We start from the raw sequence: 25,233 nt of genomic DNA, 5'->3' as shown, positions 1-25,233 counted from the left end.
GATGCGTCGTTGAATCGAGGGACGAGCGCCGCCGCACGGCGCGCGTCGCGCGCCGCGTGGGGGTACCGGTAAAAAGAGGGAAAAGGGCGAAAGCGCCGCGTGGGCCGCTGCCGCTTACGCGGCGTCGAGTTCGCGGCCGCGGGTCTCGGGCAGCGTCAGCGCGGCGACGATCACCACGCCGTACGCGGCGACCGCGAAGATGCCGATGCTCGTGCCGAGCCCGTACTGCTTGGCCAGCGCGCCGATCAGGAACGGGAACAGCGCACCGATCGCGCGGCCCACGTTGTAACAGAAGCCCTGGCCGGAACCGCGCACGCGGGTCGGGAACAGCTCGGTGAGGAACGCACCCATTCCCGAGAAGATGCCCGATGCGAAGAAGCCGAGCGGGAAGCCGAGCCACAGCATCGACGCGTTGGTCAGGTGCAGCGACGTGTACGCGAACGCGATCACCATCGAGCCGACCGCGAACAGGATGAAGTTCGGCTTGCGGCCGAGGCGGTCGGTCAGGTATGCGCTCGTCAGGTAGCCGACCCACGAGCCGAAGATGATCATCGCGAGATAGCCGCCGGTGCCCATCACCGTGAGGTGCCGCTCGGTCTTCAGGAAGGTCGGCAGCCACGTCGTGATCGCGTAGTAGCCGCCCTGCGCGCCGGTCGTCAAGAGCGCCGCGCGCAGCGTCGTCGTGATCAGCTTCGGCGCGAAGATCTCGGTGAGGCGCGGCGCGTCGGCCACTTTCGCCTGCGCGGCCTTCTCCTTCTCGTAGACGTCCGGCTCCTTCACGTAACGGCGGATCGCGACGACCAGCAGCGCGGGCGCGAGCCCGACGAGGAACAGCGCGCGCCACGCCTGCTCGGCCGGCAGCACCGAGAACAGCAGCGCATACAGCAGCGCGCACAGCCCCCAGCCGATCGCCCAGCCCGACTGCACGAGGCCGACCGCCTTGCCGCGGTCGCGCGCGCGAATCACCTCGCCGATCAGCACCGCGCCGGCCGTCCATTCGCCGCCGAAGCCGAAGCCCATCAGCGCACGCGCCGCGACCAGTTGATGGTAGTTCTGCGCGAGCCCGCACAGCGCGGTGAACACAGCGAACCACAGCACCGTGAGTTGCAGCGTGCGCACGCGGCCGATCCGGTCGGACAGGATGCCGGCGATCCAGCCGCCGAGCGCCGACGCGAGCAACGTGATCGTGCCGATGAAACCGGCGTCGGCGAACGAGATGCCCCAGGTCGCGACGAGCGTCGGGATCACGAACGACAGCATCTGCGTGTCCATCCCGTCGAGCATGTAGCCGACCTTGCAGCTCCAGAACGCGCGGCGCTCGCGCGGCTGCGCCTCCGCGTACCACGCGAACAGGCCGCTGCGCTCGTGGCTCGCGGGCTCGGCGGCGGGCGCCGCGAGGGTCTTGCTTTCCATGGTGATGCTCCTGTCGTGATGCGCCGTCAAATGGCGTGTGGTGCGGTGTGCCTGTCGTCGGTGTGTCGTCGGTGTGTCGCGTACGGGGCGATCGGCGGGTCAGAGCACGGCCAGCGACGCGTTCGTGATGTCGGTCATCAACATGTGGCCGGGCGTATGCGCGATCGCGATCGGCAGCTTCGCGTCCATCAGCGCCGTTTGCGGCGTCACGCCGCACGCCCAGAACACCGGCAGCTCGCCGTCGCGGATCGTCACCGCGTCGCCGAATTCGGGCGCGTTCAAATCCTCGATGCCCAGTTCCCGCGGGTGGCCGATATGGACCGGCGCGCCGTGCACGCCCGGGAACCGGCTCGTGATCTGCACCGCGCGGATCGCGTCGGCGCCGCGCAGCGGCCGCATCGACACGACCAGCTGACCGCCGAAGATCCCCGCGCGGCGGTTCGGGATCGACGTACGGTACATCGGCACGTTGCGCCCCTCCTCGACGTGGCGCAACCCGATTCCTTCGCGGGCGAGCATGTCCTCGAACGAGAACGAGCAGCCGATGGCAAATACGACGAAATCGTCGCGCCACAGCGCTTCCAGCGATTCGACCCGCTCGGTCAGGCGGCCGTCGAGGTAGACGTTGTAGCTCGGCACGTCGGTGCGGATGTCGAGATCCTCGCCGAGCGAGTCGATCCGGAACGCGCCCGGTTCGCCAACGCCCAGCAGCGGGCAGGCCTTCGGGTTGGCCTGGCAGAAGCGCAGGAAATCGTGCGCGTACGCGTCGGGCAGGATCGCCAGGTTCGCCTGGGCAAACGGGCCGCAATGGCCGGCGGTCGGGCCGCGGAACGCGCCGCGGCGCACGGACTGGCGGAATTCGGAAGGCGTCATGATAGTCGGTCGCGGAATCGGGATGGGGTGGCGATGACGGTGGTGTGTCATCGGATACGGCGAAGAATAGAAAAGAAAAAATTTTGTCGCCAACGAGTTTTTTTGCGTCCGTTGTATAGAATTTCTTAACGAATCTGCGGGTTTTCCCCGGTCCCGTTCATTTTTCGTCGCCGGCAAGCTGCGCATCCACCGCTCGCCCGACCGCCATGAATACCCGTTTTCTCGAAACCTTCGTCACGCTCGCCAAGCTGCGCAACTTCCGCACGACCGCGGCTGCGCTGCATGCGACGCCGGCCGCGATCTCGCAGCGCCTGAAGGCGCTCGAGGACGAACTGCACACGGTACTCGTCGATCGCGACAGCCGCGCGTTCCGGCTCACGCCGAACGGCGAATACCTGCTCGGCTACGCGAAAGCCGTGGTCGAGGCGACGCAGGAGCTGCAGGCCGCCGCGTCCGGCGAGCGCGCGCTACGCGGCAAGCTGCGGCTCGGCGTGATCGAGACGGTCGTGCACAGCTGGCTGCCGCACTATATGCGGCGGCTCGCGGCCGACTATCCGCAGCTCGAGATCGATCTGACCGTCGATGTCAGCGTCGTGCTGCAACGCAGGCTGATGGCCGGCGAGCTCGACCTGATCATCCGCGTGGAAGGCAGCGACGAGGCGTCGGTCGTGTGCGACGCGCTCGCGAACTACCCGGTGCGCTGGATCGCGCGCGCGGGGCTGCTGCCGAACACGCGCACGGGCCTCGCGCGGCAGGTGCTGCGCCAGCCGATCCTCACCTACGGGCGCGGGACCGCACCCCATCGTGCGCTGGAAGACATCGTCCGCACGCTTGCGCATGCGCACGGCGTGCCGCTGTCGGAGACGCGCATCACCGGGTCGCCGTCGATCTCGGTGATCGTGCAACTGGTGCGCGACGGCTTCGGTGTCGCCGCGATTCCGGTGCTGTTCGTCGACGCGCTGATCGAGAGCGGCGAAGTGGTCGAACTGCCGCTGCAGCCGTCGCCGCCGTCGATCGTCGTGTCGATGTCGCGGCGGGCCGACGCGCCGCGGTTCGTGCACGGGGCGTCGATCGCGGCACGCGCGGCATGTCACGAATATTGCGAGAAGAGCACGCGGTTGCTGGTCGAAGCGCTTTGATTGTGCAGCGGTGGACGACGCGCGTTCGACATCGCGACGCGAATCGCCCACAATCGCGTTCGGCGCGTCGCCGGATCGGCGCCGCGCATCGCGAATGAAGGCCGGGCCGTCCGGCCTTCGTCGCCTCGCATGACCGTGCACGACAGGAAGGCAACATGCAGATTCGCTCCGCTTCGCCCCGCCTGAACCTCGCGCGCGTCGTGATCGTCGCGCTGTATGCCGCGTCGCTGCTGCTGCCCGTCGCGGCCGAACCGCCGAATGCGGCCGGCGCGGTGAGCTGGTGGCACGGTTACACGGTGCTCGCGCTCGGCGGGCTCGCGATCCTCGACCTGCAATTCGCATGGCTCGGCAATCCGCTGCTCGTCGTCGCACTGCTCAGGCCGAGCCGTACCGTGTCGGCGCTGCTCGCCGCGGTCGTGGTCTTTGCGCTCGGGTGGCATACGATCCCGACCGACGCGAACTACGAAACGATCCGCACGTTCGGGGCCGGGTACTACTTATGGATTGCGGCGATGGCTGGCGCCGCCGCGCTGCCGTGGATCGCTGGGCGCAGGTCGCACGAGGGCGGTGCGCCGAGCCGCACCGCCGATGCCGCGGCTGCGGCCGTGCCGACCGGCACCGGCAGCCCGGTCCGACCGAATGCCGCACCGGCAGCGGCCCGACCGTTTAGCCGGCAGAGCGGCTGGACCGTGACGGCAAACGATACGCGCATCGCGTCGACCGACCAGACCGGGACGACGCGCGGCATCGCGCTGTCCGACCTCGGCGCGATCCTGATCGAAACCAGCGACCACGGGCCGTTCGTGTCGGATGTCTGGTGGGTCCTGTTCGATACGAACAAGCAGTTCGCGTGCGGGTTCCCTCAGGATGCACACGGCGCGAAGGCGGCGGTCGACCGGCTGCTGGACCTGCCCGGCATCGATCACCGCAAGGTCATCGACGCGCAGACGTCGATCCAGCACGCGACCTTCCCGATCTGGGAGCGCGCGGCGAGTAGGCCGGCCGCGCAGGGAGAAGCCGGGGCGGCTGCCTGAGCGGCAACCCTTACGCGGATGGCCCCGCATGCGGCGGCGTCAGCTTGCCGTCGCCATACTCGCGAAGCACCTGCGAAATCACGACGCGATATCCATCGAGCCAGCGCGCCTGCTTCGCCTTCGCTTCGAGATGCGCGGGATGCCGCATCAACTGCCGCAGCGCCGCCTCGGATTCCCAGTAGTAGACGTTCTGGATCAAGCCGGCTTGCGCGTTCTCCCACGTTTCCTCGCCGAGATAGCCGGGCGTCGCACGCGCCATGTCGGCGATCTGCCGGTCGAGCCGGTGGAATTCGTCGTCGTACTGCCCGGCGCGAAAAATGAAGGTCGACGCGTACATGCGCTCCATCCGAACGATTGAAAGAGCGGCAAGTGTAAGGCACGCACGGCGTGCCGCGATCGTCAGGCGGCGAGCGGAGCGGCGTCGATGCCGGAACAGTTCGCGCAACGACAGCGGCCGCACGCATTGCACGCGAGCAGGTAGGTGTCTACCACGGCCGCCGCACCGAATCCTGATAGCGCGTGAGGATGAAGCGCGCGACGTCGTCCGAGTGATACGCGGCGACGAGCCGCGCGACCCACGGCTTCGCGCGATCGGCGTCGCGCACCGTGAGCACGTTCGCGTACGGCGAGCGGGCATCCTCCAGGCTGATGCCGTCGCGCGCGGGCTGCAGCCCGGCGCGGGCCGCGTCGTCGCTGTCGATCGCGACGAACGCGGCCGTATCGAGCGCCGCGTAAAGCCGGTCGCGGCGCAGCGCGACCAATTTCAGCCCGAGCCGGTTGCCCGTGACGTCGCGCAGCGTCGCATGCAGGCCGGCCGTGTCGCGCAGCGTCACCAGCGTGTCGTTCTGCAGCAGCACGAGCGCGCGCGCCATCCCGCGCGGATCGGCCGGAAGCGCGACCGTCGCACCGGGCTGCAGTTCGTTCAGGTTCTTCAGCTTGCGCGAATAGAACGCCATCGGCAGCGTGACGGTCGGCGCGACCTCGGTCAGCGCGACGCGCTTGCGGGCGCGGGTCGCGGCAAGCTGTTGCGCATCCTCGAAGCTGGCCGCATCGATCCGACCGTCGGCCAGCGCCGTGTCGATGCGCGACGCATCGTCGAATTCGACGACGTCGACGCCCAGCCCTCGCGCGGCGGCCACCCGCTTCACTTCGTCGAGGATCTGCGCGTGCACGCCGCGCGTGACGCCGACGCGCACGGCCGGCAACGCGGTTTCGGCAGCCAGCGCCGCTCCCTGCTGCGTCGACGCGCACGCAATCAGCAGCCACGCTGCAACGAATCGTCCGATGGCGGTCGTCATGACGCGTCCCTCAGAATCGTGCGAAACCCGATATGCGACGCACCGAGATCGGCTTCCTGCCGTTCGCGCGACGACGCACGATAGCGCACGCAGTAATCGCGCGAGCACAGGAACGAGCCGCCCTTGATGACCATCGGCGTATCGTGCGGGCGCGTCGACGGCGCGACGGCCGCCGTGTCGCCGTTCGTGTGGGATTGATGCGGGCCCGTGTACGCGTCCTTCGTCCATTCCCATGCGTTGCCGATCATGTCGTAAAGACGAAAGCCGTTCGCCGCATAGCAGCCGACGGGCGCCAGCCCGGCGTGGCCGTCCTCGGCCGAGTCGAGCACCGGAAACGCACCCTGCCAGTAATTCGCGGCCGGCTTGCCCTGCGCGTCGCGCGGCGCCGCATCGAGCGATGCGTCGTCACGGCCGGCCTTGCCCGCGTATTCCCATTCGGCCTCGGTCGGCAGGTCGCGGCCGAGCCAGTGCGCATACGCGAGTGCATCGCGCTGCGTGACGAGCGTCACCGGCAGATTGCCGAGCCCCGCCACGTCGCTGCCGGGCCCGCGCGGATGCCGCCACGATGCGCCCTTCACCCACGACCACCACGCGAGGTCGCGCGCGTTCATCTCGTCGCGCGTCGGCACATGGAACACGGCGGCGCCTCCCTGCTGCTCGGCCTCGGTCACGTAGCCAGTAGCCTGCACGAATGCGGCGAACTGCGCGATCGTCACGTCGGTCTGGTCGATCCAGAAGCCGCCGACGCGTGTGCGACCGTCGCCGACCGGGCGCTCGTCCGCATAGCCGCGCGTGCTGCCGAACACGAACGCACCGCCGCGCAGATGCACCATTCCGGCCTTCGGATCGTCGCGCCACTTCGACGGCAGCCCCGAATAGCGTTCGCACTGGCGCTCCGAACCGAGCGGCGCGAGCGCTCGGCCGCGATTGAGGTCGTCGAACGCGCCGCCAGCCGGCGCCGCCGGACTCGCATAGCCCGCCGCGAACGCGGCGGCGAACAGCGTGGCGGCCAGCGCCGCGCCGATCGTCCAGAAACGGAACCGCATCGTGTCGCCCTCCGCGCTCAGTAATAGCCGCGCGGACGCAGCGGCTCGACGCCGCCGACGTTGCTCATGTAGGCCTTCCACTGGTCGACGAGCTTGCCGATCACCGACGGGTTCTGCGCGGACACGTCGGTCGTCTCGCCGCGATCCGACGCGAGGTCGTACAGCTGCCAGTGCCCGTCGAGCGGCCCGAGCGGCGGTTCGGTCCACAGCGCCTTCCAGCGGCCGTCGGCGCTGCGCAGGTACGCGCGGCCATACGCTTCGTCGCCGAACGGCGTCGTGTGCACCTCGCCCGTCGCCGAGCCCGTGAGCACCGGCAGCAGCGACTGGCCCGTGACCGGATACACGTAGCGGTTGTTGTAGACGACCTTGCCCTTGTTCTGGTCGACGCCCGTCAGCGTGTTGACGAGCGGCGGCGCCGGCTGCGACGGCGGCGTGACGCCCGCGACCGCAAGGAACGTCGCCGTGTTGTCGGTCACGTGCGTGAACGCGCGCAGCGTCGGCAACGGCTGCGACTGGCCCGGCAGGTGCACGATGGTCGGCGTCGATACGCCGCCTTCGCCCGAATAGCCCTTCGTGAGCCGGAACGGCGCCGCGCTCACTTCGGCCCAACGCAGCCCGTACTGCAGGCGCTGCGCATTCTGCTTGCCGTTGTCGGTGCCGAGCGCCGAATAGGTCGGCTCCTGCGCGTTCGCGGTATCGGTTGCGGTCGGGTCGGCGCCGGAATCGATCGGCCAGCCTTCCGCGCCGTTGTCCGACTGGAACATGATGAACGTGTTGTCGTATTCGCCGATGTCCTTCAGGTGCTGGATCAGCAGGCCGATGTTGTAGTCGAGGTTCTCGACCATCCCCGCGTAGATTTCCATGTAGCGCGCCTGTGCCCGGCGCTCGGCCGGCGACAGGCTCGCCCACCGCTTGTCGACCTTGCCGGGGCCGTAGTCGCCGTAGCCGTCCGCGGCCGAATGCACTGCGTTGACGTACTTCGCGCCGGCCGTGCCGTCGTTTGCGGTCGCGGGCGATGCGGCCGTCGTCTCCGGCAGCCCGTCGAACGGTTTGAAATCGGCGGGAATCAGGCCGAGCGCCTTCTGCCGCGCGATCCGCGCGTTGCGGATCGCATCGTAGCCGGCGTCGTACACGCCCGCGTACTTGTGCAGCCACGGATCGGGCACCTGCAGCGGCCAGTGCGGCGACGTGTAGGCCGCGTACGCGAAGAATGGTTTGCCGTCCTGCTTGTTCGCATCGATGTACGAGATCAGCTTCTGCGTATAGAAATCGGTCGAATAGAACACGGCCGGGCTGCCGCCCGCGCCGCCCGGCTGCCCGGGCTGGCCAGGCTGCACGTAGCGGCCGTCTTCCGTGTAGTTCGACGAGCCGGCCGGCTCGTGCGCGAAGTGGTTCGTCGCCGCGCCGCCGAGCAGCACGTAGCTGCGCTCGAAGCCCCACTGGTCGGGGGTCTGCCCGCTGCCCGTCGCACTGCCGACGATCCCCGAGCCGATGTGCCACTTGCCCGCGATGTACGTGTGATAGCCGGCGTCCTTCAGCAGTTGCGCGAACGACAGCGCGCGGTCGTTCAGGTAGCCCTCGTAGCCGGGCAGCCCGCGCCGCTCGTCGGTCGGCACGCCCATCGTGCCTTCGCCGACGAGATGGTGATCGGTGCCGGACACCAGCATCGCGCGCGTGATCGCGCAGACGGCGCCCGTGTGATGGTTCGACAGGATGCGGCCCGACGCGACGAGCGCGTCGAGGTTCGGCGTGTCGATCTCGCCGCCGAATGCGTGGATGTCGGAATAGCCGAGATCGTCGGCCATGATGTACAGGATGTTCGGGCGTTTTGCCGGCGGCGCCACGCTGGCCTGCGGCGGCGGATCGCTGTCGACACCGCCGCACGACGCGAGCGACAGCGCACCGGCGATCGCGGCGCAGACGACACGGAAACGGAAGGCATGCAACGGCGACGCGGGCTTTTTCATTGTTGTGGAACGCTCGATCTACGGGATCGGCGATCTTAGCGTCGCGCGCGCGGCGCCCAAAGTCGGATTCGTCACATGCTAACGGGGTGGGGGAATATGCGATGCAGGCTCAATACGGGCCATTTCGCGCGCCCCGCGCCGCGATGCGTCAGCCGCGCCCGCCGAGGCTGCCGCCGCCGTCCACGGCCAGCACCTGCCCCGTGACGAAACCGGCTTCGTCGGACAGGAAAAACGCGATCGCGGCCGCCACGTCGTCAGGCGTGCCGAGCCGGCGCGCGGGGATCGTCGCGAGCACCTTGCGCTCGGCTTCGCTGCCGACGGGCCGTGTCTGGCGGAACAGTTCCGTCTCGATCGGCCCCGGCGCGACCGCGTTGACGGTCACGCCATGTTCGGCCAGTTCGAGTGCCCACGTGCGCGTGCAGCCAACGAGCGCGCTCTTCGCGGCCGAATACGCGGTGCGATCGAGGCTGCCGAAAATCGCACGGCTGCAGATGTTGACGATGCGCCCATGACCGCGCGCCTTCATCGCGTCGGCGAAATGCTGCGTGACCTGGATCGCGGCCCGCACGTTCAGATCGAACACGGCCTGCAGCGAGCCGAAGTCGATCTGCCCGAGCGGCTGCGGCAACGCGATGCCGGCGTTGTTCACGATGCCGTCGATATCGGCCGACGCACCGATGCGCGCGAGCGTCGCGGCCGTCTGATCGATATCGGCGAGATCGCATGCGAGCAATTCCCCGGGGAAATCGACGCCCTGCGCATGCCGCGCGAGGCCGATGACGCGATGGCCGCGCCGCGCAAGCATCGAGCTGACCGCGAAGCCGATTCCGCGCGACGCGCCGGTAACGAGATAGGTGCGAGATGACATGATTCGTGCCTCGTGCGAAAGAATCGAAGACGGCGCGATGCGTGCGCTGCCGCGCGGTGCATGCATGTTCCGCACGATTGTGCGTCACGCGGAAAAAACGCGTACGGTCGCCGTGATCCGCTGCGCGCGAGCGGGCCGCCCCGACGAGAATCGGCAGCGCGCGACGCAACGCGATCCGCCATGCGAGCACCTCGCCCGCCAGCCACGCGAGCGCGACGAGCAGCGGCGCGAGCGCCCCGACGAGAATCGGCTGCTGCGACATGCCGAGCTTCGGGCTCAGCTACGTCCACGCGACATACGCTGCGTCAACCGACCCTGCGCGACGGGCGCGGATCGCGCTCGCCGCGATCCGGCGCACCCCGCCCGTCTGTGTCATCCGACGCCAGCATCCGCGGAATCTCGTCGACCAGCGCATCGATGACGACGCGCACCTTCGACGGCACGTGCCGCGACTTCGGCCGCACCGCGAACACCTCCGCGCCCGATACGCTGTTGCTGTCCATCACGAGCGCGAGCCGGCCGTCGCGCAGGTACGGCGCCATCAGCCAGCACGGCAGCCATGCGAGGCCCGCGCCGGCGGCGGCGGCCTCCGCGATCGCCTGCAGGTCGTCGAACCGCAGGCGCCCGGCCACGCGGTGATCGTGCACCTCGCCGTCCGCGCCGATGATCCGCCACGGCACCGGCTGCCCGCCGCGCGAATACGCGATGCCGACGTGCGACGCGAGTTCGTCGAGCCCCGACGGCCGGCCATGACGTTCGAGATACGCGGGCGATGCGCAGATGCCCATGCGCTGCACGCCCAGCCGCCGGCCGACGAGCGCGCTCGTGTCGGCTAGCTCGCCGATGCGCACCGCGATGTCGACGCCGTCGTCGATCAGGTCGGCCAAGCGATCGCTGAACGACACGTCGATTTCGAGTCGCGGATGACGCTCGACGAGACGCCGCATGACCGGCGCCACGCATTGCCGCCCGAACAGCACGGGCACGCTGACGCGCAGCCGCCCGGACGGCTCGCGCCGCCCCGCGTCGAGCGCGGCCTCCGTTTCGCCGAGGTCGGCCAGCAACCGCCGGCATTGCTCGTAGTAGATGTTCCCTTCGTCGGTCAGGTTGAGCTGGCGGGTCGTGCGCTGCAGCAGCCGCACGCCGAGACGAAGCTCGAGCCGCGCGACGACCTTCGCGACCGCCGAACGCGTGACGCCGAGCCGCAGCGCCGCCGCCGCGAAGCTGCCCGACTCCACGACCTCGACGAATTCCGCGACGCCTCTCAGCCGCTCGTCCATGTGATTCCGCTCCGGTTCGTTCGCAAGTTTGTGTCCCGTATGGAAACAGTTCGTGGCCAAACTCTCGCCAATGCGTCCCGATACGCAACACTATGATAGTCCGGTCCCCTTCGAACCAGGAGTCGAACATGCATGCATGGCAACTGAAACCGGGCGACGGCGTCGCCGGGCTCCGGCGCATCGACGCCGTCCGCCGGCCGGTCGGACCGACCGACGTCGTCGTGAAGATCCACTCGGCCGGGCTGAACTATCGCGACCTGATGTTCGCGCGCGGCGATTATCTCGGCATCGGCGACGCGCCGCTGATTCCCGTGGCCGACGGCGCGGGCGAAGTCGTCGAAACCGGCCGCGACGTCACGCGCTTCAAGCCCGGCGATCGCGTCATCAACACGTATTTCCCGCGCTGGCTCGACGGGCCGCCCACGCCGGCGAAAGTCTCCGGTTCGCCCGGCGCGCAATTCGACGGCGTGCTGGCCGAACACTTCGTGTCCGACGAAACCGCGCTGGTCGCGATTCCCGCGCATCTCGACTACGACGAGGCGGCGACGCTGTCGTGCGCGGGCGTCACCGCATGGAATGCGCTGTTCGCCGACGGCGGCCTGAGCCCCGGCTCGACCGTCGTGCTGCTCGGCACCGGCGGCGTATCGATCGTCGCGCTGCAGCTCGCGCACGCCGCGGGGCTGCGGACGATCGTCACGTCGTCGAGCGACGCGAAGCTCGAACGCGCGCGTGCACTCGGTGCGGATGCAACGATCAACTATCGCGCGACGCCCGAATGGCAGCATGAAGTGCTGCGGCTCACCGACGGCGCGGGCGCGGATCTCGTCGTCGAGGTCGGCGGACGCGACACGCTGCCGCGCTCGGTCGCCGCGACGAAGCTAGGCGGCATCGTGTCGGTGATCGGCGGCCTCAGCAGCTTCGGCGGCCCCGAACTCGGGCTGCTGTCGCTGATCGGCGGCATCCGGCGGCTTCACGGAATCATGGTCGGCAGCCGCGCGATGCTCGACGACGTCGTCCGTCTCGTCGACGCGAAGCGGATCCGGCCCGTCGTCGACCGCGTGTTCGGCTTCGACGAAGTGCCGGACGCCTATGCGTACCTGCAGTCGGGCCAGCATTTCGGCAAGGTCGTGATTCGCGTCGCGGCGTGACGGAGGGAAAGCGGGAGAAAGCGGCGCGACGCACGGTCACGCACGCGCATCGGCGGCGACGGACGGCGAGCATCCGCCGTCCGTCGCCGCCCGCTTTACCGCACTCCTCCGTTAAAACTTGTGACGAATCCCCGCATGCACCATCAGTTGCTTCGACGTCGAAGACAGGTCCGCCGCACCAGGGATGAGCGCCTGATCGAGCGATGAACCCGTCGCGTCGCCGGCAACCCGCTGATACGCGCCCATCAGGTACACGTCCGTCCGCTTCGACAGGTTGTAGTCGGCCATCAGCCCGATCGAATGGATCTTCGGCTTCGCGCTGCCCGTCGTCGCGTCGTAGCGCACCGTCGTGTACACGTACTGCGCGCCGACGAAGAACGCGGGCGTGAACTGGTATTTGCCGTTCACCTCGAAGTTCTGGTACTTGATCGCCGTCACCGTGCCGCCGGCGAGCGGCCCCGTCACGGGCGCGATCGTCTCGTCGCCGAACAGGTAGCCGACGTTCGCGGTCGGACGCGTGACGTTGCTGTTCGTGTACGCGAAGCCGACCGTCGCGGGCCCGGCCGTGTAGTTGATACCCGCGCCGAAGATTCGCAGCCGCGCCGACGCGAAGTTCGCGTCGGCGCCGACCGAGCCCGAACCCGCGACCGCGCCGCCGGACGTCGCGCCCGGGTTGTTCGCGTTCAGGAACGCAGCACCGACCAGCAGCCCGCCGTGCTCGTACTGCGCGCCCACGCTCCACACCCGGTTGTTCGCGAAGCCCGTGTCGTTGCTGAAGCTGTAGGTGCCGCCGAACGAGAAGCCCGAGAAATCGGGGCTCGCGTACTTGACCGTGTTATTGACGCGGAACGTGTTGCCCGTGTTGTCGTTATCGAGCGGGTGCGCGAACGGATAGACGCCCCAGCTCCCGTTCGCGGTCGTCGGCGCGAGATAGTCGACCACCGAATCGTATTGCCGGCCGAGCGTCAGCGTGCCGTAGCGCGTGCTGCCGAGCCCGACGTAAGCCTGCCGCCCGAACATGCGGCCGCCCTGCGCGAGCGTGCCGCTGTTTACGTTGAAGCCGTTCTCGATCTGGAACAGCGCACTGTAGCCGCCGCCGAGATCCTCGGTGCCTTTCAGCCCCCAGCGGCTGCCCTGCGCGAAGCCGCTCGCCATCTGCCACGCACTGTGGCCGCCGACGTTGTTCGTATAGTCGATGCCCGCGTCGACCAGACCGTAAAGCGTGACGCTGCCCTGTGCGAACGCGGGCGCTGCGCACAGCGCCGGAATCGCGACGAAAAAAGTTCTCCAGTTCATTCGTTATCCTTATTCATTTTTTCGGGCCTGCACATGGTTACCCGAGCGATTCGCACGCCGTGCAGGCGGTTATTCTGTGCATCCGACGCGGTCGATCGCGCGCCGTCCCCTCATGTGCGGCGCGCCCCAAAAGCGCGCCGCGCCGCTCACTTCGCGCCGTAGATGTCGAAGTCGAAATACTTCCGGTTGATCCGCTGATACGTGCCGTTCGCGAGAATCGTCGCGAGCGCGCGATTGAACGCGTCGCGCAGGTCGGTGTCCTGCTTGCGCAGACCGAGCCCGTCGCCCTGCCCGAAGTACTTCGTGTCGTCGATCGCTCCACCGGCGAATGCAAAGTCCTTGCCCTGCGGCTTCTTCAGGAAACCGTCGCTGGCCGCGATCGACGCCTGGAACGCCGCGTCGAGCCGCCCCGTCACGAGATCGGCGTAGACCTGGTCCTGGTTCTGGTAAGACACGATCTGCACGCCGGCCCGCTGCCAGTTCGCGATCGCATAGTCGGCCTGCGCGGAGCCCTGCTCGACGCCGACCCGCTTGCCCTTCAGCGATTCGGCCGTCGGCAGCAGCGGCGAACCCTTGCGCGCGATCAGCCGCGCTGGCGCGTTCGAGATCCGGTTCGTGAACGCGATCTGCTGCATCCGCTTCGGCGTGATCGTCATCGACGACGCGATCACATCGAACTTGCGCGCGAGCAGCCCCGGGATCATCCCGTCGAAACTCGACTCGACCCACACGCAGCGCGCCTTCAGTTCCTCGCACAGCGCATTCGTGATGTCGATCCCGAACCCCGTCAGCGTGCCGTCCGGCAGCTTGTACTCGAGCGGCGGGTAGGTCGGATCGACCGCGAGCCGGATCTCCTTGCCCGCCCAGTCGCCTGCATGTGCCGCCCCTGCCGCCAGCGCTATCGTGAGCGCCACCATCCACTGCTTCATTGCCGTCTCCTTGTGTAAATCATGAATCGAATTCGTCCGGCGCATCGGGCACCGGCGCGCCGCGCGTGCGCCGCGTCACGCCAGATATCGCTCCGCCAGCGCGACCCAGTAGCTCGCGCCCGTCGCGAGGCATGCATCGTTGAAGTCGTAGCCAGGGTGGTGCAGCCCGCATCCGGTCGCGCCATCGCCATTGCCGTCGCCGTTGCCGATCGACAGGTAGCTGCCCGGGCACGCGTTCAGCATGAACGCGAAATCCTCGCTCGCCGCGATCGGCCGCAGGTGCGGAATCAGCGCGCCGTCGCCGCCCCATTCACGCGCGACGTCGCGTGCGAACGCCGTTTCTGCCGCGTGATTGACGAGCACCGGATAGTTGTGCCGGTAGTCGATCTCGGCCGTCGCGCCATAACTCGCGGCCTGCCCGTGCACGATCTCGCGGATGCGCCGCTCGAGCAGCGCGCGCACGTCCGGCGACAGCGCACGCACGCTCAGTTCGAGTTCCGCGTGCGGCGGAATCACGTTCGACGCGGTGCCCGCATGGATCGCGCCCGCCGTGACGATCGCCAGCTCCTGCGGATTCACGTTGCGCGACACGATCGTCTGCAGCGCCATCACGATCGATGCGCAAACCACCACCGGATCGACCGTCGTGTGCGGCGCGGCGCCATGCCCGCCGCGGCCGGCCACACGCACGCGCACCTCGTCGGCCGACGCCATCGCCGGGCCGTCGCAGAAGCCGAGCACGCCGGCCGGCAGCCCCGGCACGTTGTGCATCGCGAACACCGCGTCGCACGGGAACCGTGTGAACAGCCCGTCGTCGAGCATGCGCTTCGCGCCGCCGAGCCCTTCCTCCGCCGGCTGGAAAATCAGGTTCAGCGTGCCGGTGAAATTCGCGCGCTCCGCGATGCAGCGCGCGGCGGCGAGCAGCATCGCCGTGTGGCCGTCGTGGCCGCACGCGTGCATCACGCCGTCGTGCCGGCTCGCATGCGGCAGCCCGGTCGTCTCGCGGATCGGCAACGCATCCATGTCCGCGCGCAGCCCGAGCCGCTTGCCGGCGCCGCGCGCCAGCGTGCCGACCACGCCGGTGCCGCCGAGGCCGCGCTCCACCCGATAACCCCATGTTGTCAGGCACTCGGCGACGAGATCGCCGGTCGCGCGCTCCTCGAAGCCGAGTTCGGGATGCGCGTGCAGCCGGCGGCGCAGCGCGATCATCTCGGCCTCGATGGCGGCTATTTCAGGAAAAATCCGTGTTTGATCCAACCCCGCTACTCCTTCGCTGCGTTCCGGTTGCCGATCGCCGGGTGGCGGATCGTGACGGGATCGTATGCAGCGAAAATCCCGGCGAACAGCCGCGGTTTCGTTATGATGACAACCTTTCGTTGTCGGGTATCGCACCATGAAGCTGCATCAGTTGCAGGCGCTCGTCGCGAGCGCGGAGGCCGGCAGCATCCGGGGCGCGGCGCGCACGCTCGGGCTGTCGCAGGCGGCCGTCACGCGCGCGTTGCGCGAGCTGGAGGCAAGCGAGCGCCTGCCGCTGCTCGTGCGCGCGCCGGAGGGTATCGGTTTTACCGAATACGGGAAAACGCTGCTCACGCATGCGAAGCTCGTGCTGAAGCAACTGGAGCACGCGCAGAGCGATCTCGAACGGATGCGCGGGCGCGTCGAGGGGCGGCTGAGCGTCGGCGTCACGCCATGGCTCACCATGACGTTCCTCGCGGAAACGGTGCTGCGTTTTCGCGAACGGATGCCCGACGTGCGTCTCGAACTCTACGAGGCGCTGATCGCCGTCGCGCAGCCGCTGCTGCGCGACGGCAGCATGGATTTCGCGCTCGGGCACGTGCAGCCGGGCAGCGCGCAGGAATTCGCGTTCGAGCCGATGCTGCGTTACGAGACCTCGGTGATGGTGCGCGCCGGCCATCCGCTCGAACGCGCGCGGTCGATCCACGATCTGCTCGACACCGACTGGGTGCTGAATTACGCGGCGGACGGCCAGGCGGCGCTCGTCGACTATCTGTTCGCGCGCCACGGCGCACAGATCGACGAGCGGCGCATCGTGCGCGCGCAGTCGGTCGCGATGCTGCAGACGATGCTCGAGCAGGCCGACATGTGCACGTGGTGCCCGACGATTCTCGCCGCCGTGCCGCCGTTCGGCGAGCGGATGCGCGCGCTGTCGCTGAAGGAGACCTTCGAGCCGCGCGAGCTCGGCATCGTCACGCGCCGCAGCAGCACGCTGAGCGATGCCGCGCGCTGCTTCATCGACTGCCTGCTGCAGGTCATCCGCCGCCACGCGCGCTCCGCGCGCAAGGAGGATCTCGCGTTGTTCAGGACGGTGTCGCTGCTGATCTGACGCGCCCGCGTCGCGCGTGGCGTCCGGCGGCGGACCAAACATTCACGAAAGATTTACTTGCCCATGCTTCTGTCGATTCCGCTGCTGCTGGCCACCTCGCCGGCGCATGCGCAGACGCGCCTGAGCATTTCATGCACGTCGACCACGGGGAACGGAACGTGCACGGCGTCGGTCGGGGGCGCCGTGGACGAACACGTCGCTCCATTGGCAAGCAGCCGATGTCTCGATGACGATTCTCGATAACACGAGCGTCAGCTTCTCGTGCGTCGCCAACTTTCACCCGGGGCCATATTTCCGCCATGCCGAGTATTTCGAACGGGAATACCAATATCCCGACGGTCGCCACGGTTCAGTTGAGCTGTTAACGACCGACGTCGCGCCGTCGCGCGAAATTGGAAAGGTGACGATGCATCGGCGTCATGCCGACCGGCACGCCGATGCACGCGTTCTTCAATCCATCACACCACCGGATCGACCACCGCAATCGGCTCCCCACGCGCCTCGATATCGCGCCCGGCAAGCAGGCACAGATCCTCGCGATGATGCGTGGCCACCACCTGCACACCCACCGGCACGCCGTTCGCGAGCGACGTCGTGACGGTCAGCCCCGGCAGCCCCATTGCCGGCAGCGCGCGCAACGTGAGCTGCGCTTCCCACACGCGCTCGAAGCCGTCCGGCCCTTGCCGGTCGAGATCGTCGGGGAACGGCAGTTCCGACGAAACAGGCAGCAGCAGCACCGCATATTCATCGAGAAACAGCCGCCACGCCCGCGTCAGCGTCGTGCGTCGAACCAGCGCTCGGCTGATCACGTCGGCCGGCAGATCGCGCACCTTGCCGCGCACGGCGGCGATCACCGCGGCCGCGCCCGGATCGCCATCTTGTTCGACCGCGTTCGCCAGCGCGCCGAACCCGTCGCCGAGCCACAGCTGTTCCTGCAACAGCGCCGCCTCGCGCATCGGCGGCGTATCGTCGATCTCGTCGACGGTCCAGCCCGCATCCACCAGCCGGCGCGCGGCATCGCGCAACGCGGCCTCGACTTCGGGCACGACCTCCAGGCCGCGCGGACGCACGCACAGCGCCGCGCGCTTCGGCACCTCGCGCCCGTCGAACGGCACCGCGACGTGCCACGGATCGCGTGGGTCCGGCGCGGAGAAGGCACGCAGCGCGAGCGAGAGATCGTCGATCGTGCGCGCGATCGGCCCGGCCGTCGACATCAGTTGCGCGCCGATCGCACGCTCCGGCGACGACGCATTGAACGCCGGCACGCGGCCGAGCGATGGCCGGATCCCGTGTACGCCGCACGCATAGGCCGGGTAGCGCACCGAGCCGCCGATGTCGGTGCCGACCGCGAGCGGGCCGATCCCGGCGGCCACGGCCGCCGCCGCGCCGCCGCTCGATCCGCCCGGCGTCAGTGACGGATTGCGCGGATTGCGCGTATGGCCATGCACGAGATTCGACGTGAACCAGCGCAATGCGAACGTCGGCGAATTGGTGCGGCCGAGCAACACCCCGCCGGCCTTCCGAATGTTGGCGACCACCGGGCTGTCGGCGGGTGCGATCAGGGTTTCCTGCAGGCGCGTGCCGTTGGTCGTCGCGAAGCCGGCCTGATCGACGTTGATCTTCACGGTGACGGGTACGCCCGCGAGCGGCCCCGGATCGTCGCCGCGCGCGATTGCGCGATCGACTTCGTCGGCCTGCCGCCGCACGTCGTCGGGGCGGTGTTCGACCACCGCGTTGATCGCGGGATTCACTGCGTCGAGACGATCGAGCACGGCGTCCGCCACTTCGCGCGCGGATACGTCGCGCTGCCGCACGCGTTTCGCGAGTTCGGTTGCCGACAGCTGCCAGAGTTGCGTCATGACTTCTCCTGGGTGGAAAGACATCACCATCACTCACGCGCCGCACCTTCTCACGAAAGCGCGGCGCCGCATTCGCTCACTGCGTGTCGTGCTTCGCACGCTCGGCGGCGGCGATGATCGCGTCGGCCACGGCCTTCGGCTGGCTCAGCATCGCGACATGGCTGGCGTTCACGCGCGTGACCGTCGCGCCGATCCGCTTCGCCATTGCTTCCTGCAGCGTCGGATCGATCATCCGGTCCTGCGTCGCGACGACGAACGTCGACGGCTTCGCATGCCACGCGGCCTGCGTGACCTTCTCCGAGATGCACCCGCTATACCACGGCCCCTGGGTCGCCGCAACGATGCGTTGCTGCGCGGGCGGCAGATCCGGCGCGAAATCCTGCGCGATCGCCTTGTCCGAGAGCCGTGCGAAACCGCCTGCGTCCTTGCGCAGTTCGCCGGCCCATGACGGTGCCGGCAGCCCCTGCGTGACGTCGGCGATCGACTGGCCGTTGTCGGGTGCGAACGCCGCGACGTACACGAGCGACTTCACCCTGTCGTCGTTGCCCGCATCGCTGATCACGACGCCGGCCCACGAATGGCCGACCAGCACGACCGGCCCCTTCTGTTCGTCGATCGTGCGCTTCGCCGCGGCCGCGTCGTCGGCGAGCGAGCTCAGCGGATTCTGCACCGACACCACGTGCAGCCCGCGCGCCTCGAGCAGCGGAATCACGCGGTTCCAGCTCGACCCGTCGGCGAACGCGCCGTGCACGAGCACGACGTTGGTGCCCTTCAGGTCTTCCTTCGGCGCGGCCTGCGCCGCAACCGCACCGAACAGTCCACCGATTACCGCGGCGGATACCAGAACGCGTTTCATCAAACCGACCATCGTCATGCTCCTTTGTTTGTCGTGTTGTCGAAATTAAGTACTGCAGCGCAGGGCGCGCCTGCATGGGGCAGGCGCGGCGCGCAATCACGAATGCGCGTACAGGTCGTCGGCGGCGTTGCGGGCAGCACGCGACTGCGCGGCATCGCGATGGGCGGCCGGCGTCGACGCATCGGCCATGTTGTCGTCTTGCGACTTCGACGGGCCGTTCTGGTCCGAACGTGCGACCTGCTCGGCAGCCGCGACGGCGTTCTGTGCGGCGGCGATGTCGTCCGGGTAATGCGCTTCGCTGCCGGCCGGGTTGTAACCGGCCTTCTCGAGACGAATGAGGTCCGCGCGCACTTCGGCACGCGTGAGGCCGTGGCCGGTATCGGCGAACGACAAGGCGGGTGCGACGGCGAGGACGGCAACGGCGAGGATTCGAGCGGCTTTCATGAGGGTTCTCCTTGAACGAAGTTGAGGTGTCGATCACTTGGCATCCGGTGTGAACGTCTGGCACCGAACGTTTTCTGCATGTCGACAGTAGAACCCGCGCACGTATCCGGCATGTTTCCGAAACCGGGGCTTTCTGCATGCCAGTTTTTCAGGAACGGCCGCAGATACAGTGCGATACAAACCCGCTTGCCGGTGCGCTCCGCCGTTCCCCCGCACCACGAAAAAAGGCGTGCCTCGCAGGGCACGCCTTTTCGCTTCACACCGCCGTGTCACGTCACGGCGCGAGCCGCGTGAACACGTAGTCGTGGTTCTTCACCCGCGCCTGATGGCACGCAAAGCACGTCTGATGCTGGCCGATGTCGGCCGGCACGCCGTTGATGAAGCGCCCGAACCCCCAGCCGCCCGTCGAGGCATAGCGGCGCGAGTCCTTCACCATCACCTGCACGGTCGTCGCCTGCCCGGGCACCGTCGCAGGCGGGAACTCGTCGGACTGCTTGCGCTTGTAGGCGAGCTTCACGAGGATCGTGCCGTCCGGGAACGGCAGCGTCGCCTGCTCGAGCGCGCGGATCGCGACCGGGTTGCCGAGCACCACGCGCAGCTCGTCGAGCGGTGCGGCCTCTTCGGCCGGCGCGACCATTTCCCACTTCCGGTAGCCGGGCGGAATCGTCACGCCGTAGATCGGCGACGCGGCCGCGGCCGGTTTCGGCTGCTCCGCGAACGCGGCCGGGCCGCTGGCCGACCACGCACCGGCCAGCAGCACGCCCGCGACGAGCACATGGCGCGCACCGCGCCGCCCCACTCCCGCACGGGCCCGCATCACAGATGCTCCACTTGCAGGATCGCATCGGCGAATGCCTGCGGCGCTTCCTGCGGCAGGTTGTGGCCGATGCCACCGGTGATGGTCCGGTGCTGGTACTTGCCGGTGAACTTCTTCGCGTACGCGGCCGGATCAGGATGCGGCGCGCCGTTCGCATCGCCTTCCATCGTGATCGTCGGCACGGTGATCGCGGGCCCGGCCGCGAGACGCCGCTCGATGTCGTCGTATTGCGCTTCGCCCTTCGCGAGCCCGAGCCGCCAGCGATAGTTGTGGATCACGACGGCCACATGATCGGGGTTCCGGAACGATGCGGCCGAGCGCGCATAAGTCTCGTCGGAGAACTGCCACTTCGGCGACGCAAGTTGCCAGATCAGCTTGTTGAACGCATCGCGATTCTGCGCGTAGCCGAGCTCGCCACGCTCGGTCGTGAAGTAGAACTGATACCACCACTGGAGTTCGGCCTGCGGCGGCAACGGCTTGGCGTTCGCCGCCTGGCTGCCGATCAGGTAACCGCTCACCGACACCAGCGCCTTCACGCGTTGCGGCCACAGCGCCGCGACGATGTCGGCCGTGCGCGCGCCCCAGTCGTAGCCGCCGAACACCGCGCGGTCGATCTTCAGCGCATCCATCAGCGCAATGATGTCGACGGCCGTCACCGCCTGCTGGCCGTTACGCACCGTGTCGGCCGAGCGGAACGTCGTCGAGCCGTAGCCACGCAGGTACGGCACGATCACGCGATAGCCGGCCGCGACGAGCAGCGGCGCGACTTCCGCGTAGCTGTAGATGTCGTACGGCCAGCCATGCAGCAGGAATACGACCGGGCCTTGCTTCGGCCCGAGATCCGCATAACCCACGTTGAGCACGCCCGCGTCGATCTGGTGGATCGTGCCGAGCGACGCGGCGCCGGCCGCGCGCTTCGCCGTCGAGGCATCGACCGCCGACTGCGCATGCGCCAGCGCGCCAAAGCCGAGGTCGGCCAGGCTCAGGCTCGCCAGCGTCGTGCCCAGGATCAGGCGGCGGCGGGTGTTCACGGTATCAGGCATGACTCGTTCTCCATTGTCGATCGGTAAGGAAAGGCCCGCGGCACGTGCGGGCAATCGGATGTCGCCGTTCGCAGCGGCAGCGCATGGCACCGCGCCGCCGCGTGAATCGCTTCACCGGTTTTATATCCGAACCATCGGGAGGCTTTGTATCTCAACGTATCCGTGTGCGAACACGACACACGGCGATTCAAAAAACGCGAGAAAACGACGCTTCGGCACGGCCGCGCGGCACACGCGGCCCGGTGCGATGCTGCGTCAGAACAGCGTATCTGGCGGACAAACGATTTGCACAAGCGTTGCAAGCCGTTACCTGAAAACGAACACGAGCCGCGCGACAGGCCGGCCCACATTCGTCGTGCAACCCGCTTACACGCGCCGCAACGGCCGGAACCCGGCACGCACTTCACGCGCGAACAATTCCGGCTCCTCCCACGCGGCGAAGTGCCCGCCCTTGTCGACTTCGTTGAAGTAGATCAGGTTGTGATAACTGCGCTCGGCCCAACTGCGCGGCGCCTGGTAGATCTCGCCCGGAAACACCGTGATCGCCGCCGGCAGCGAGATGTCCACCGCGTTGAAGTTGTTCGAGTGATCCTCCCAGTAGATCTGCGCGGCCGACGTCGCGGTGTTCGTCAGCCAGTACAGCGAGATGTCGTCGAGAATCTCGTCGCGCGGAATCGAGCGCTCGGGCACGCCGCCGCTGTACGTCCACTGCGAGATCTTGTCGTACATCCACGCAGCCTGCCCGGACGGCGAATCCGCAAGCGCATAGCCGACCGTCTGCGGACGCGTGACCATCATCGCCGAGTAGCCGCAGTTGTCGCGATAGAACGTCGCGAGCTTCTCGTACGCGGCCTTCTCCTTCGGCGACAGCGAAGCCGGCGCGGGCGCATCGGTCGCGAGCAGCGTCGCGATGTCCCGCGGCACCGTCGCCGGCATGTTGACGTGAATCCCGGCCAGACCCTGCACGCGCTGCATCGCCATCCGGTGCGAGATCACCGAGCCGCAGTCGCCGCCCTGCGACACGAAGCGCGTATAGCCGAGCCGAGCCATCAACTCGCCCCACGCTCGCGCGATGTGGTCGGAACCCCAGCCGGTCTTCGTCGGCCGGCCCGAAAAACCGAAACCCGGCAGCGACGGCACGACGACGTGGAACGCATCGTCCGCGCTCGCGCCGTGCGCGGTCGGGTCGGTCAGCGGGCCGATCGCCTTCACCAGCTCGAAGATCGAACCGGGCCAACCGTGCGTCATGATCATCGGCATCGCGTTCTCGTGCCGCGACCGCACGTGAATGAAATGAATATCGAGCCCGTCGATTTCCGTGATGAACATCGGGAAACCGTTCAGGCGCGCCTCGCCCTTGCGCCAGTCGTAGTCGGTGCCCCAGTAACGCAGCAGCGCCTGCATGCGCGCGAGCCGCACGCCCTGCGATTCGTCGGCGACGGTCTCGCGGCCCGGCCAACGTGTGGCGGCGATCCGACGGCGCAGGTCGGCCACGGCTTCATCGGGAATGTGCGCGGTGAACGGGCGTATGCCGCTCGCGCCGGTGGCCGCATGCAGCGCGGTGGGCAGCATCGCCGAGACCCCGGCGGCCACGGAAGTGGCCAGCAGGTGGCGACGCATCGGGGAAAACGGTGTGGAAGACATCGTTCGGCATCTCCTTTCGTGAAGTGGAAAGTGAACATGCCGCGCGCGGGATCGCGCCTTGGCTTTCAATCCGGCGCGCCCTGGTCACGCGGCGTCGCCCATTTGAAAGGTTCGATGTATCCCGGATTTGTCTGATTTGTACGCGTTTGTAGCCGTTGCGCGGCGAGCCCACACGCTTTCGCCGCCGCTCGCCCGTGTGACGCTCAGAGCGCCTTGACGATCGCGCCGTCGACGCGAATGTTCTGCCCGGTGACGTAGCCCGCGCCATCCGACAGCAGGAACGCGACCGTCTTCGCGATCTCGCCGGTCTTGCCGAAGCGGCCGGCCGGAATGCGCGCGACGATCTCCGGCGTTTCCGGCCAGCTGTCGATGAAGCCCGGCAGCACCGCGTTCATCCGGATGTTCTCGGCCGCATAGCGTTCCGCGTACAGGCGCGTCCAGGCGCTCAGCGCCGCACGCAGCGCCGACGACACGGGCATCGGCTGCTCGGGCGCGTCCGCCGCGAAGCTCGAGATGTTGACCACCGCGCCGCCGCCCTCCTTCTGGAAGATCGGCGTCACGCGGCGCATCACGCGCACCACGTTCAGCAGGATCAGGTCGAGCCCCGCGTGCCAGTTCTCGTCGGTGATCGCCAGCAACTCGCCCTTCGGCGGATGGCCGGTGTTGTTCACGACCGCGTCGATCCGCCCGTAGCGCGCGACCGTTTCCTGCACGAGCCGGTCGATATCGGCTTCTTCCGTCACCGAGCCCTTGATGCCGAAGCCGCCCAGTTCCTCGCCGAGCGCCACCGCGCTGCCCGACGGCGACATCAGCGCGACGCGGTAGCCGGTCGCCGCCAGTTCCCGCGCGATCGCCGCGCCCATGCCCTCGCCCGCCGCCGTGATCAACGCTACTTTTTCTACAGTCACGATCCGCTCCTCGTTCCGATGCTGCCGCCGCGCAGCCGCCATTCGGCGCGCCATGGTGGTAATGTAGGCGCATCGATTCCGGCTGTCGAACCAGTATTTCTGCCGACAGCCGATAGTTTTTCTACAATCTGACGATGCCGCCACGCCCTTCCCGCCTGCCCCCGCTGAATGCGCTTCGTGCGTTCGAAGTGTCGGCGCGGCACCTCAATTTCCGCGCCGCCGCCGACGAGATCGGCGTCACGCAGGGCGCCGTCGCGCAGCAGGTGCGCCACCTCGAGGACGTGCTCGGCCTGAAGCTGTTCGAGCGCCTGCCGCGCGGCCTCGCGCTCACGCACGACGGCGCCGCGTATTTCTCCGACGTGCAGCGCGCGTTGCACGCGATCGCCGACGCGACCGACAAGCTCGTGAAACGGCGCGCCGCGCTGACGATCAGCACGACGCCGTCGTTCGCGTCGAAGTGGCTGATCCCGCGGCTCGCGCAGTTCACCGACGCGCATCCCGACTACGACGTGCGCGTGATCGCCGACCCGCAGATCGCGACGTTTCGCCACGACGGCGTCGATCTCGCGATCCGCTACGGCAAGCCGCCGTTCGGCAAGCATCTCGCCACCCATGCGCTGTTCCCGCTCGATGTGCATGCGGTATGCAGCCCTTCGGTGCTGAGCGCGCCGGCTTCGCCGCGTGCGCTCGCGGGCCAGGTACTGCTGCACGACGCGCACGACCTGTGGCCCGAGTTCCTCGCGGCGATGCCCGAACCGGTCGACGTCGATCCGCACAAGGGGCTGCGCTTCAACCAGACGTCGCTCGCGATCGATGCGGCCGTCGCCGGCCAGGGCATCGCGCTCGCGACCGAGCCGCTCGTCGAGCGCGACATCGCCGCCGGACGGCTGTGCAAGCCGTTCGACTTCGCGTTTCCGCTGTCGGTGGGGTTCTATCTCGTGTATCCGGCCGAACGCCGCGACGACGACGCGATCGCGGTGATGCGCGAGTGGATGATCCGGGCCGCGTCGGACGGGCGCACTTGAAC

The 25,233-nt window shown here is 68.2% G+C and carries 23 protein-coding genes; 5 read left to right on the top strand and 18 right to left on the bottom strand.

Annotated features, from left to right (window positions below):
• Positions 1 to 114 precede the first annotated feature (114 nt).
• Entirely contained in the window at positions 115 to 1,413 is a 1,299-nt protein-coding gene (locus CFB46_RS21780) for an MFS transporter (RefSeq protein ID WP_089501239.1), read from the bottom strand.
• Positions 1,414 to 1,512: 99 nt separating this feature from the next.
• Positions 1,513 to 2,286, bottom strand: coding sequence for a putative hydro-lyase (locus CFB46_RS21775; RefSeq protein ID WP_089501238.1), 774 nt, complete (start codon positions 2,284 to 2,286; stop codon positions 1,513 to 1,515).
• Between the two features lie 206 nt (positions 2,287 to 2,492).
• On the opposite strand from CFB46_RS21775, the gene CFB46_RS21770 reads away from it, so the two are divergent.
• Together CFB46_RS21770 and CFB46_RS21765 are read left to right on the top strand one after the other, a co-directional pair.
• Positions 2,493 to 3,425, top strand: coding sequence for a LysR family transcriptional regulator (locus CFB46_RS21770; protein ID WP_027782276.1), 933 nt, complete (start codon positions 2,493 to 2,495; stop codon positions 3,423 to 3,425).
• Positions 3,426 to 3,580: 155 nt separating this feature from the next.
• Positions 3,581 to 4,459, top strand: a complete 879-nt coding sequence (locus tag CFB46_RS21765; RefSeq protein WP_089501237.1) for a hypothetical protein — start codon at positions 3,581 to 3,583, stop codon at positions 4,457 to 4,459.
• A gap of 10 nt (positions 4,460 to 4,469) precedes the next feature.
• Here the strand turns inward: CFB46_RS21765 and CFB46_RS21760 are convergent, their stop codons facing one another.
• The 6 genes from CFB46_RS21760 to CFB46_RS21735 all read right to left on the bottom strand — a co-directional run bounded on the left by CFB46_RS21760 (position 4,470) and on the right by CFB46_RS21735 (position 10,918).
• Positions 4,470 to 4,796: an antibiotic biosynthesis monooxygenase family protein gene (locus CFB46_RS21760; protein WP_089502295.1), complete on the bottom strand. Its 327-nt coding sequence runs from the start codon at positions 4,794 to 4,796 to the stop codon at positions 4,470 to 4,472.
• A gap of 148 nt (positions 4,797 to 4,944) precedes the next feature.
• The gene (locus CFB46_RS21755) at positions 4,945 to 5,757 is read right to left on the bottom strand and encodes a MetQ/NlpA family lipoprotein (RefSeq protein ID WP_089501236.1); all 813 of its coding nucleotides are present in this window, start codon (positions 5,755 to 5,757) and stop codon (positions 4,945 to 4,947) included.
• The gene (locus CFB46_RS21750; RefSeq protein ID WP_089501235.1) at positions 5,754 to 6,803 is read right to left on the bottom strand and encodes a formylglycine-generating enzyme family protein; all 1,050 of its coding nucleotides are present in this window, start codon (positions 6,801 to 6,803) and stop codon (positions 5,754 to 5,756) included. The genes CFB46_RS21755 and CFB46_RS21750 overlap by 4 nt, the downstream gene beginning before the upstream one ends.
• A 17-nt stretch (positions 6,804 to 6,820) precedes the next feature.
• Positions 6,821 to 8,770: an arylsulfatase gene (locus CFB46_RS21745; protein WP_089501234.1), complete on the bottom strand. Its 1,950-nt coding sequence runs from the start codon at positions 8,768 to 8,770 to the stop codon at positions 6,821 to 6,823.
• 148 nt (positions 8,771 to 8,918) lie between these two features.
• Complete coding sequence (locus CFB46_RS21740; RefSeq protein ID WP_027782270.1) at positions 8,919 to 9,638, bottom strand: SDR family oxidoreductase; 720 nt, start codon at positions 9,636 to 9,638, stop codon at positions 8,919 to 8,921.
• A gap of 305 nt (positions 9,639 to 9,943) precedes the next feature.
• The gene (locus tag CFB46_RS21735) at positions 9,944 to 10,918 is read right to left on the bottom strand and encodes a LysR family transcriptional regulator (protein ID WP_089501233.1); all 975 of its coding nucleotides are present in this window, start codon (positions 10,916 to 10,918) and stop codon (positions 9,944 to 9,946) included.
• Between the two features lie 128 nt (positions 10,919 to 11,046).
• Here CFB46_RS21735 and CFB46_RS21730 point away from each other — a divergent pair, with 128 nt between their 5' ends.
• Complete coding sequence (locus tag CFB46_RS21730) at positions 11,047 to 12,066, top strand: zinc-dependent alcohol dehydrogenase family protein (protein ID WP_089501232.1); 1,020 nt, start codon at positions 11,047 to 11,049, stop codon at positions 12,064 to 12,066.
• 111 nt (positions 12,067 to 12,177) lie between these two features.
• Here the strand turns inward: CFB46_RS21730 and CFB46_RS21725 are convergent, their stop codons facing one another.
• The 3 genes from CFB46_RS21725 to CFB46_RS21715 all read right to left on the bottom strand — a co-directional run bounded on the left by CFB46_RS21725 (position 12,178) and on the right by CFB46_RS21715 (position 15,500).
• Positions 12,178 to 13,362 (bottom strand): porin, encoded by a 1,185-nt coding sequence (locus CFB46_RS21725; RefSeq protein ID WP_089501231.1) that lies wholly within the window; start codon positions 13,360 to 13,362, stop codon positions 12,178 to 12,180.
• Positions 13,363 to 13,508: 146 nt separating this feature from the next.
• Positions 13,509 to 14,291 (bottom strand): ABC transporter substrate-binding protein, encoded by a 783-nt coding sequence (locus CFB46_RS21720; protein WP_089501230.1) that lies wholly within the window; start codon positions 14,289 to 14,291, stop codon positions 13,509 to 13,511.
• A gap of 75 nt (positions 14,292 to 14,366) precedes the next feature.
• Positions 14,367 to 15,500 carry a M20 aminoacylase family protein gene (locus tag CFB46_RS21715; protein ID WP_373558209.1) on the bottom strand — a complete coding sequence of 378 codons (1,134 nt, stop codon included), beginning with the start codon at positions 15,498 to 15,500 and terminating at the stop codon, positions 14,367 to 14,369.
• Between the two features lie 184 nt (positions 15,501 to 15,684).
• On the opposite strand from CFB46_RS21715, the gene CFB46_RS21710 reads away from it, so the two are divergent.
• On the top strand, positions 15,685 to 16,635 hold the full coding sequence (locus tag CFB46_RS21710; protein ID WP_027782265.1) for a LysR substrate-binding domain-containing protein: 951 nt from the start codon (positions 15,685 to 15,687) through the stop codon (positions 16,633 to 16,635).
• Between the two features lie 458 nt (positions 16,636 to 17,093).
• On the opposite strand, the gene CFB46_RS21705 is transcribed toward CFB46_RS21710, so the two are convergent.
• The 7 genes from CFB46_RS21705 to CFB46_RS21670 all read right to left on the bottom strand — a co-directional run bounded on the left by CFB46_RS21705 (position 17,094) and on the right by CFB46_RS21670 (position 24,206).
• The gene (locus CFB46_RS21705; protein WP_089501228.1) at positions 17,094 to 18,494 is read right to left on the bottom strand and encodes an amidase family protein; all 1,401 of its coding nucleotides are present in this window, start codon (positions 18,492 to 18,494) and stop codon (positions 17,094 to 17,096) included.
• A 76-nt stretch (positions 18,495 to 18,570) separates the two neighbouring features.
• A complete protein-coding gene (locus CFB46_RS21700) occupies positions 18,571 to 19,362 on the bottom strand; it encodes an alpha/beta fold hydrolase (RefSeq protein WP_089502294.1) in 792 nt (263 codons plus the stop codon).
• 84 nt (positions 19,363 to 19,446) lie between these two features.
• Positions 19,447 to 19,794, bottom strand: a complete 348-nt coding sequence (locus CFB46_RS21695) for a DUF4148 domain-containing protein (protein WP_089501227.1) — start codon at positions 19,792 to 19,794, stop codon at positions 19,447 to 19,449.
• Positions 19,795 to 20,068: 274 nt separating this feature from the next.
• Positions 20,069 to 20,611: a cytochrome P460 family protein gene (locus CFB46_RS21690; RefSeq protein ID WP_089501226.1), complete on the bottom strand. Its 543-nt coding sequence runs from the start codon at positions 20,609 to 20,611 to the stop codon at positions 20,069 to 20,071.
• Complete coding sequence (locus CFB46_RS21685; RefSeq protein ID WP_089501225.1) at positions 20,611 to 21,654, bottom strand: alpha/beta fold hydrolase; 1,044 nt, start codon at positions 21,652 to 21,654, stop codon at positions 20,611 to 20,613. Before CFB46_RS21685 ends, CFB46_RS21690 begins: the two co-directional genes overlap by 1 nt.
• A 366-nt stretch (positions 21,655 to 22,020) precedes the next feature.
• Entirely contained in the window at positions 22,021 to 23,298 is a 1,278-nt protein-coding gene (locus CFB46_RS21675; RefSeq protein WP_089501223.1) for an epoxide hydrolase family protein, read from the bottom strand.
• Between the two features lie 203 nt (positions 23,299 to 23,501).
• Positions 23,502 to 24,206: an SDR family oxidoreductase gene (locus tag CFB46_RS21670; RefSeq protein WP_089502293.1), complete on the bottom strand. Its 705-nt coding sequence runs from the start codon at positions 24,204 to 24,206 to the stop codon at positions 23,502 to 23,504.
• A gap of 134 nt (positions 24,207 to 24,340) precedes the next feature.
• On the opposite strand from CFB46_RS21670, the gene gcvA reads away from it, so the two are divergent.
• Positions 24,341 to 25,231 (top strand): transcriptional regulator GcvA, encoded by an 891-nt coding sequence (gene gcvA, locus CFB46_RS21665; RefSeq protein WP_089501222.1) that lies wholly within the window; start codon positions 24,341 to 24,343, stop codon positions 25,229 to 25,231.
• Positions 25,232 to 25,233 lie beyond the last annotated feature (2 nt).

Origin of the sequence: Burkholderia sp. HI2761 (assembly GCF_002223355.1) — a bacterium.
Taxonomy (GTDB): domain Bacteria; phylum Pseudomonadota; class Gammaproteobacteria; order Burkholderiales; family Burkholderiaceae; genus Burkholderia.
The sequence above is the reverse complement of the archived record's forward strand: the minus strand, read 5'-3'. Positions and strand labels throughout refer to the sequence as shown.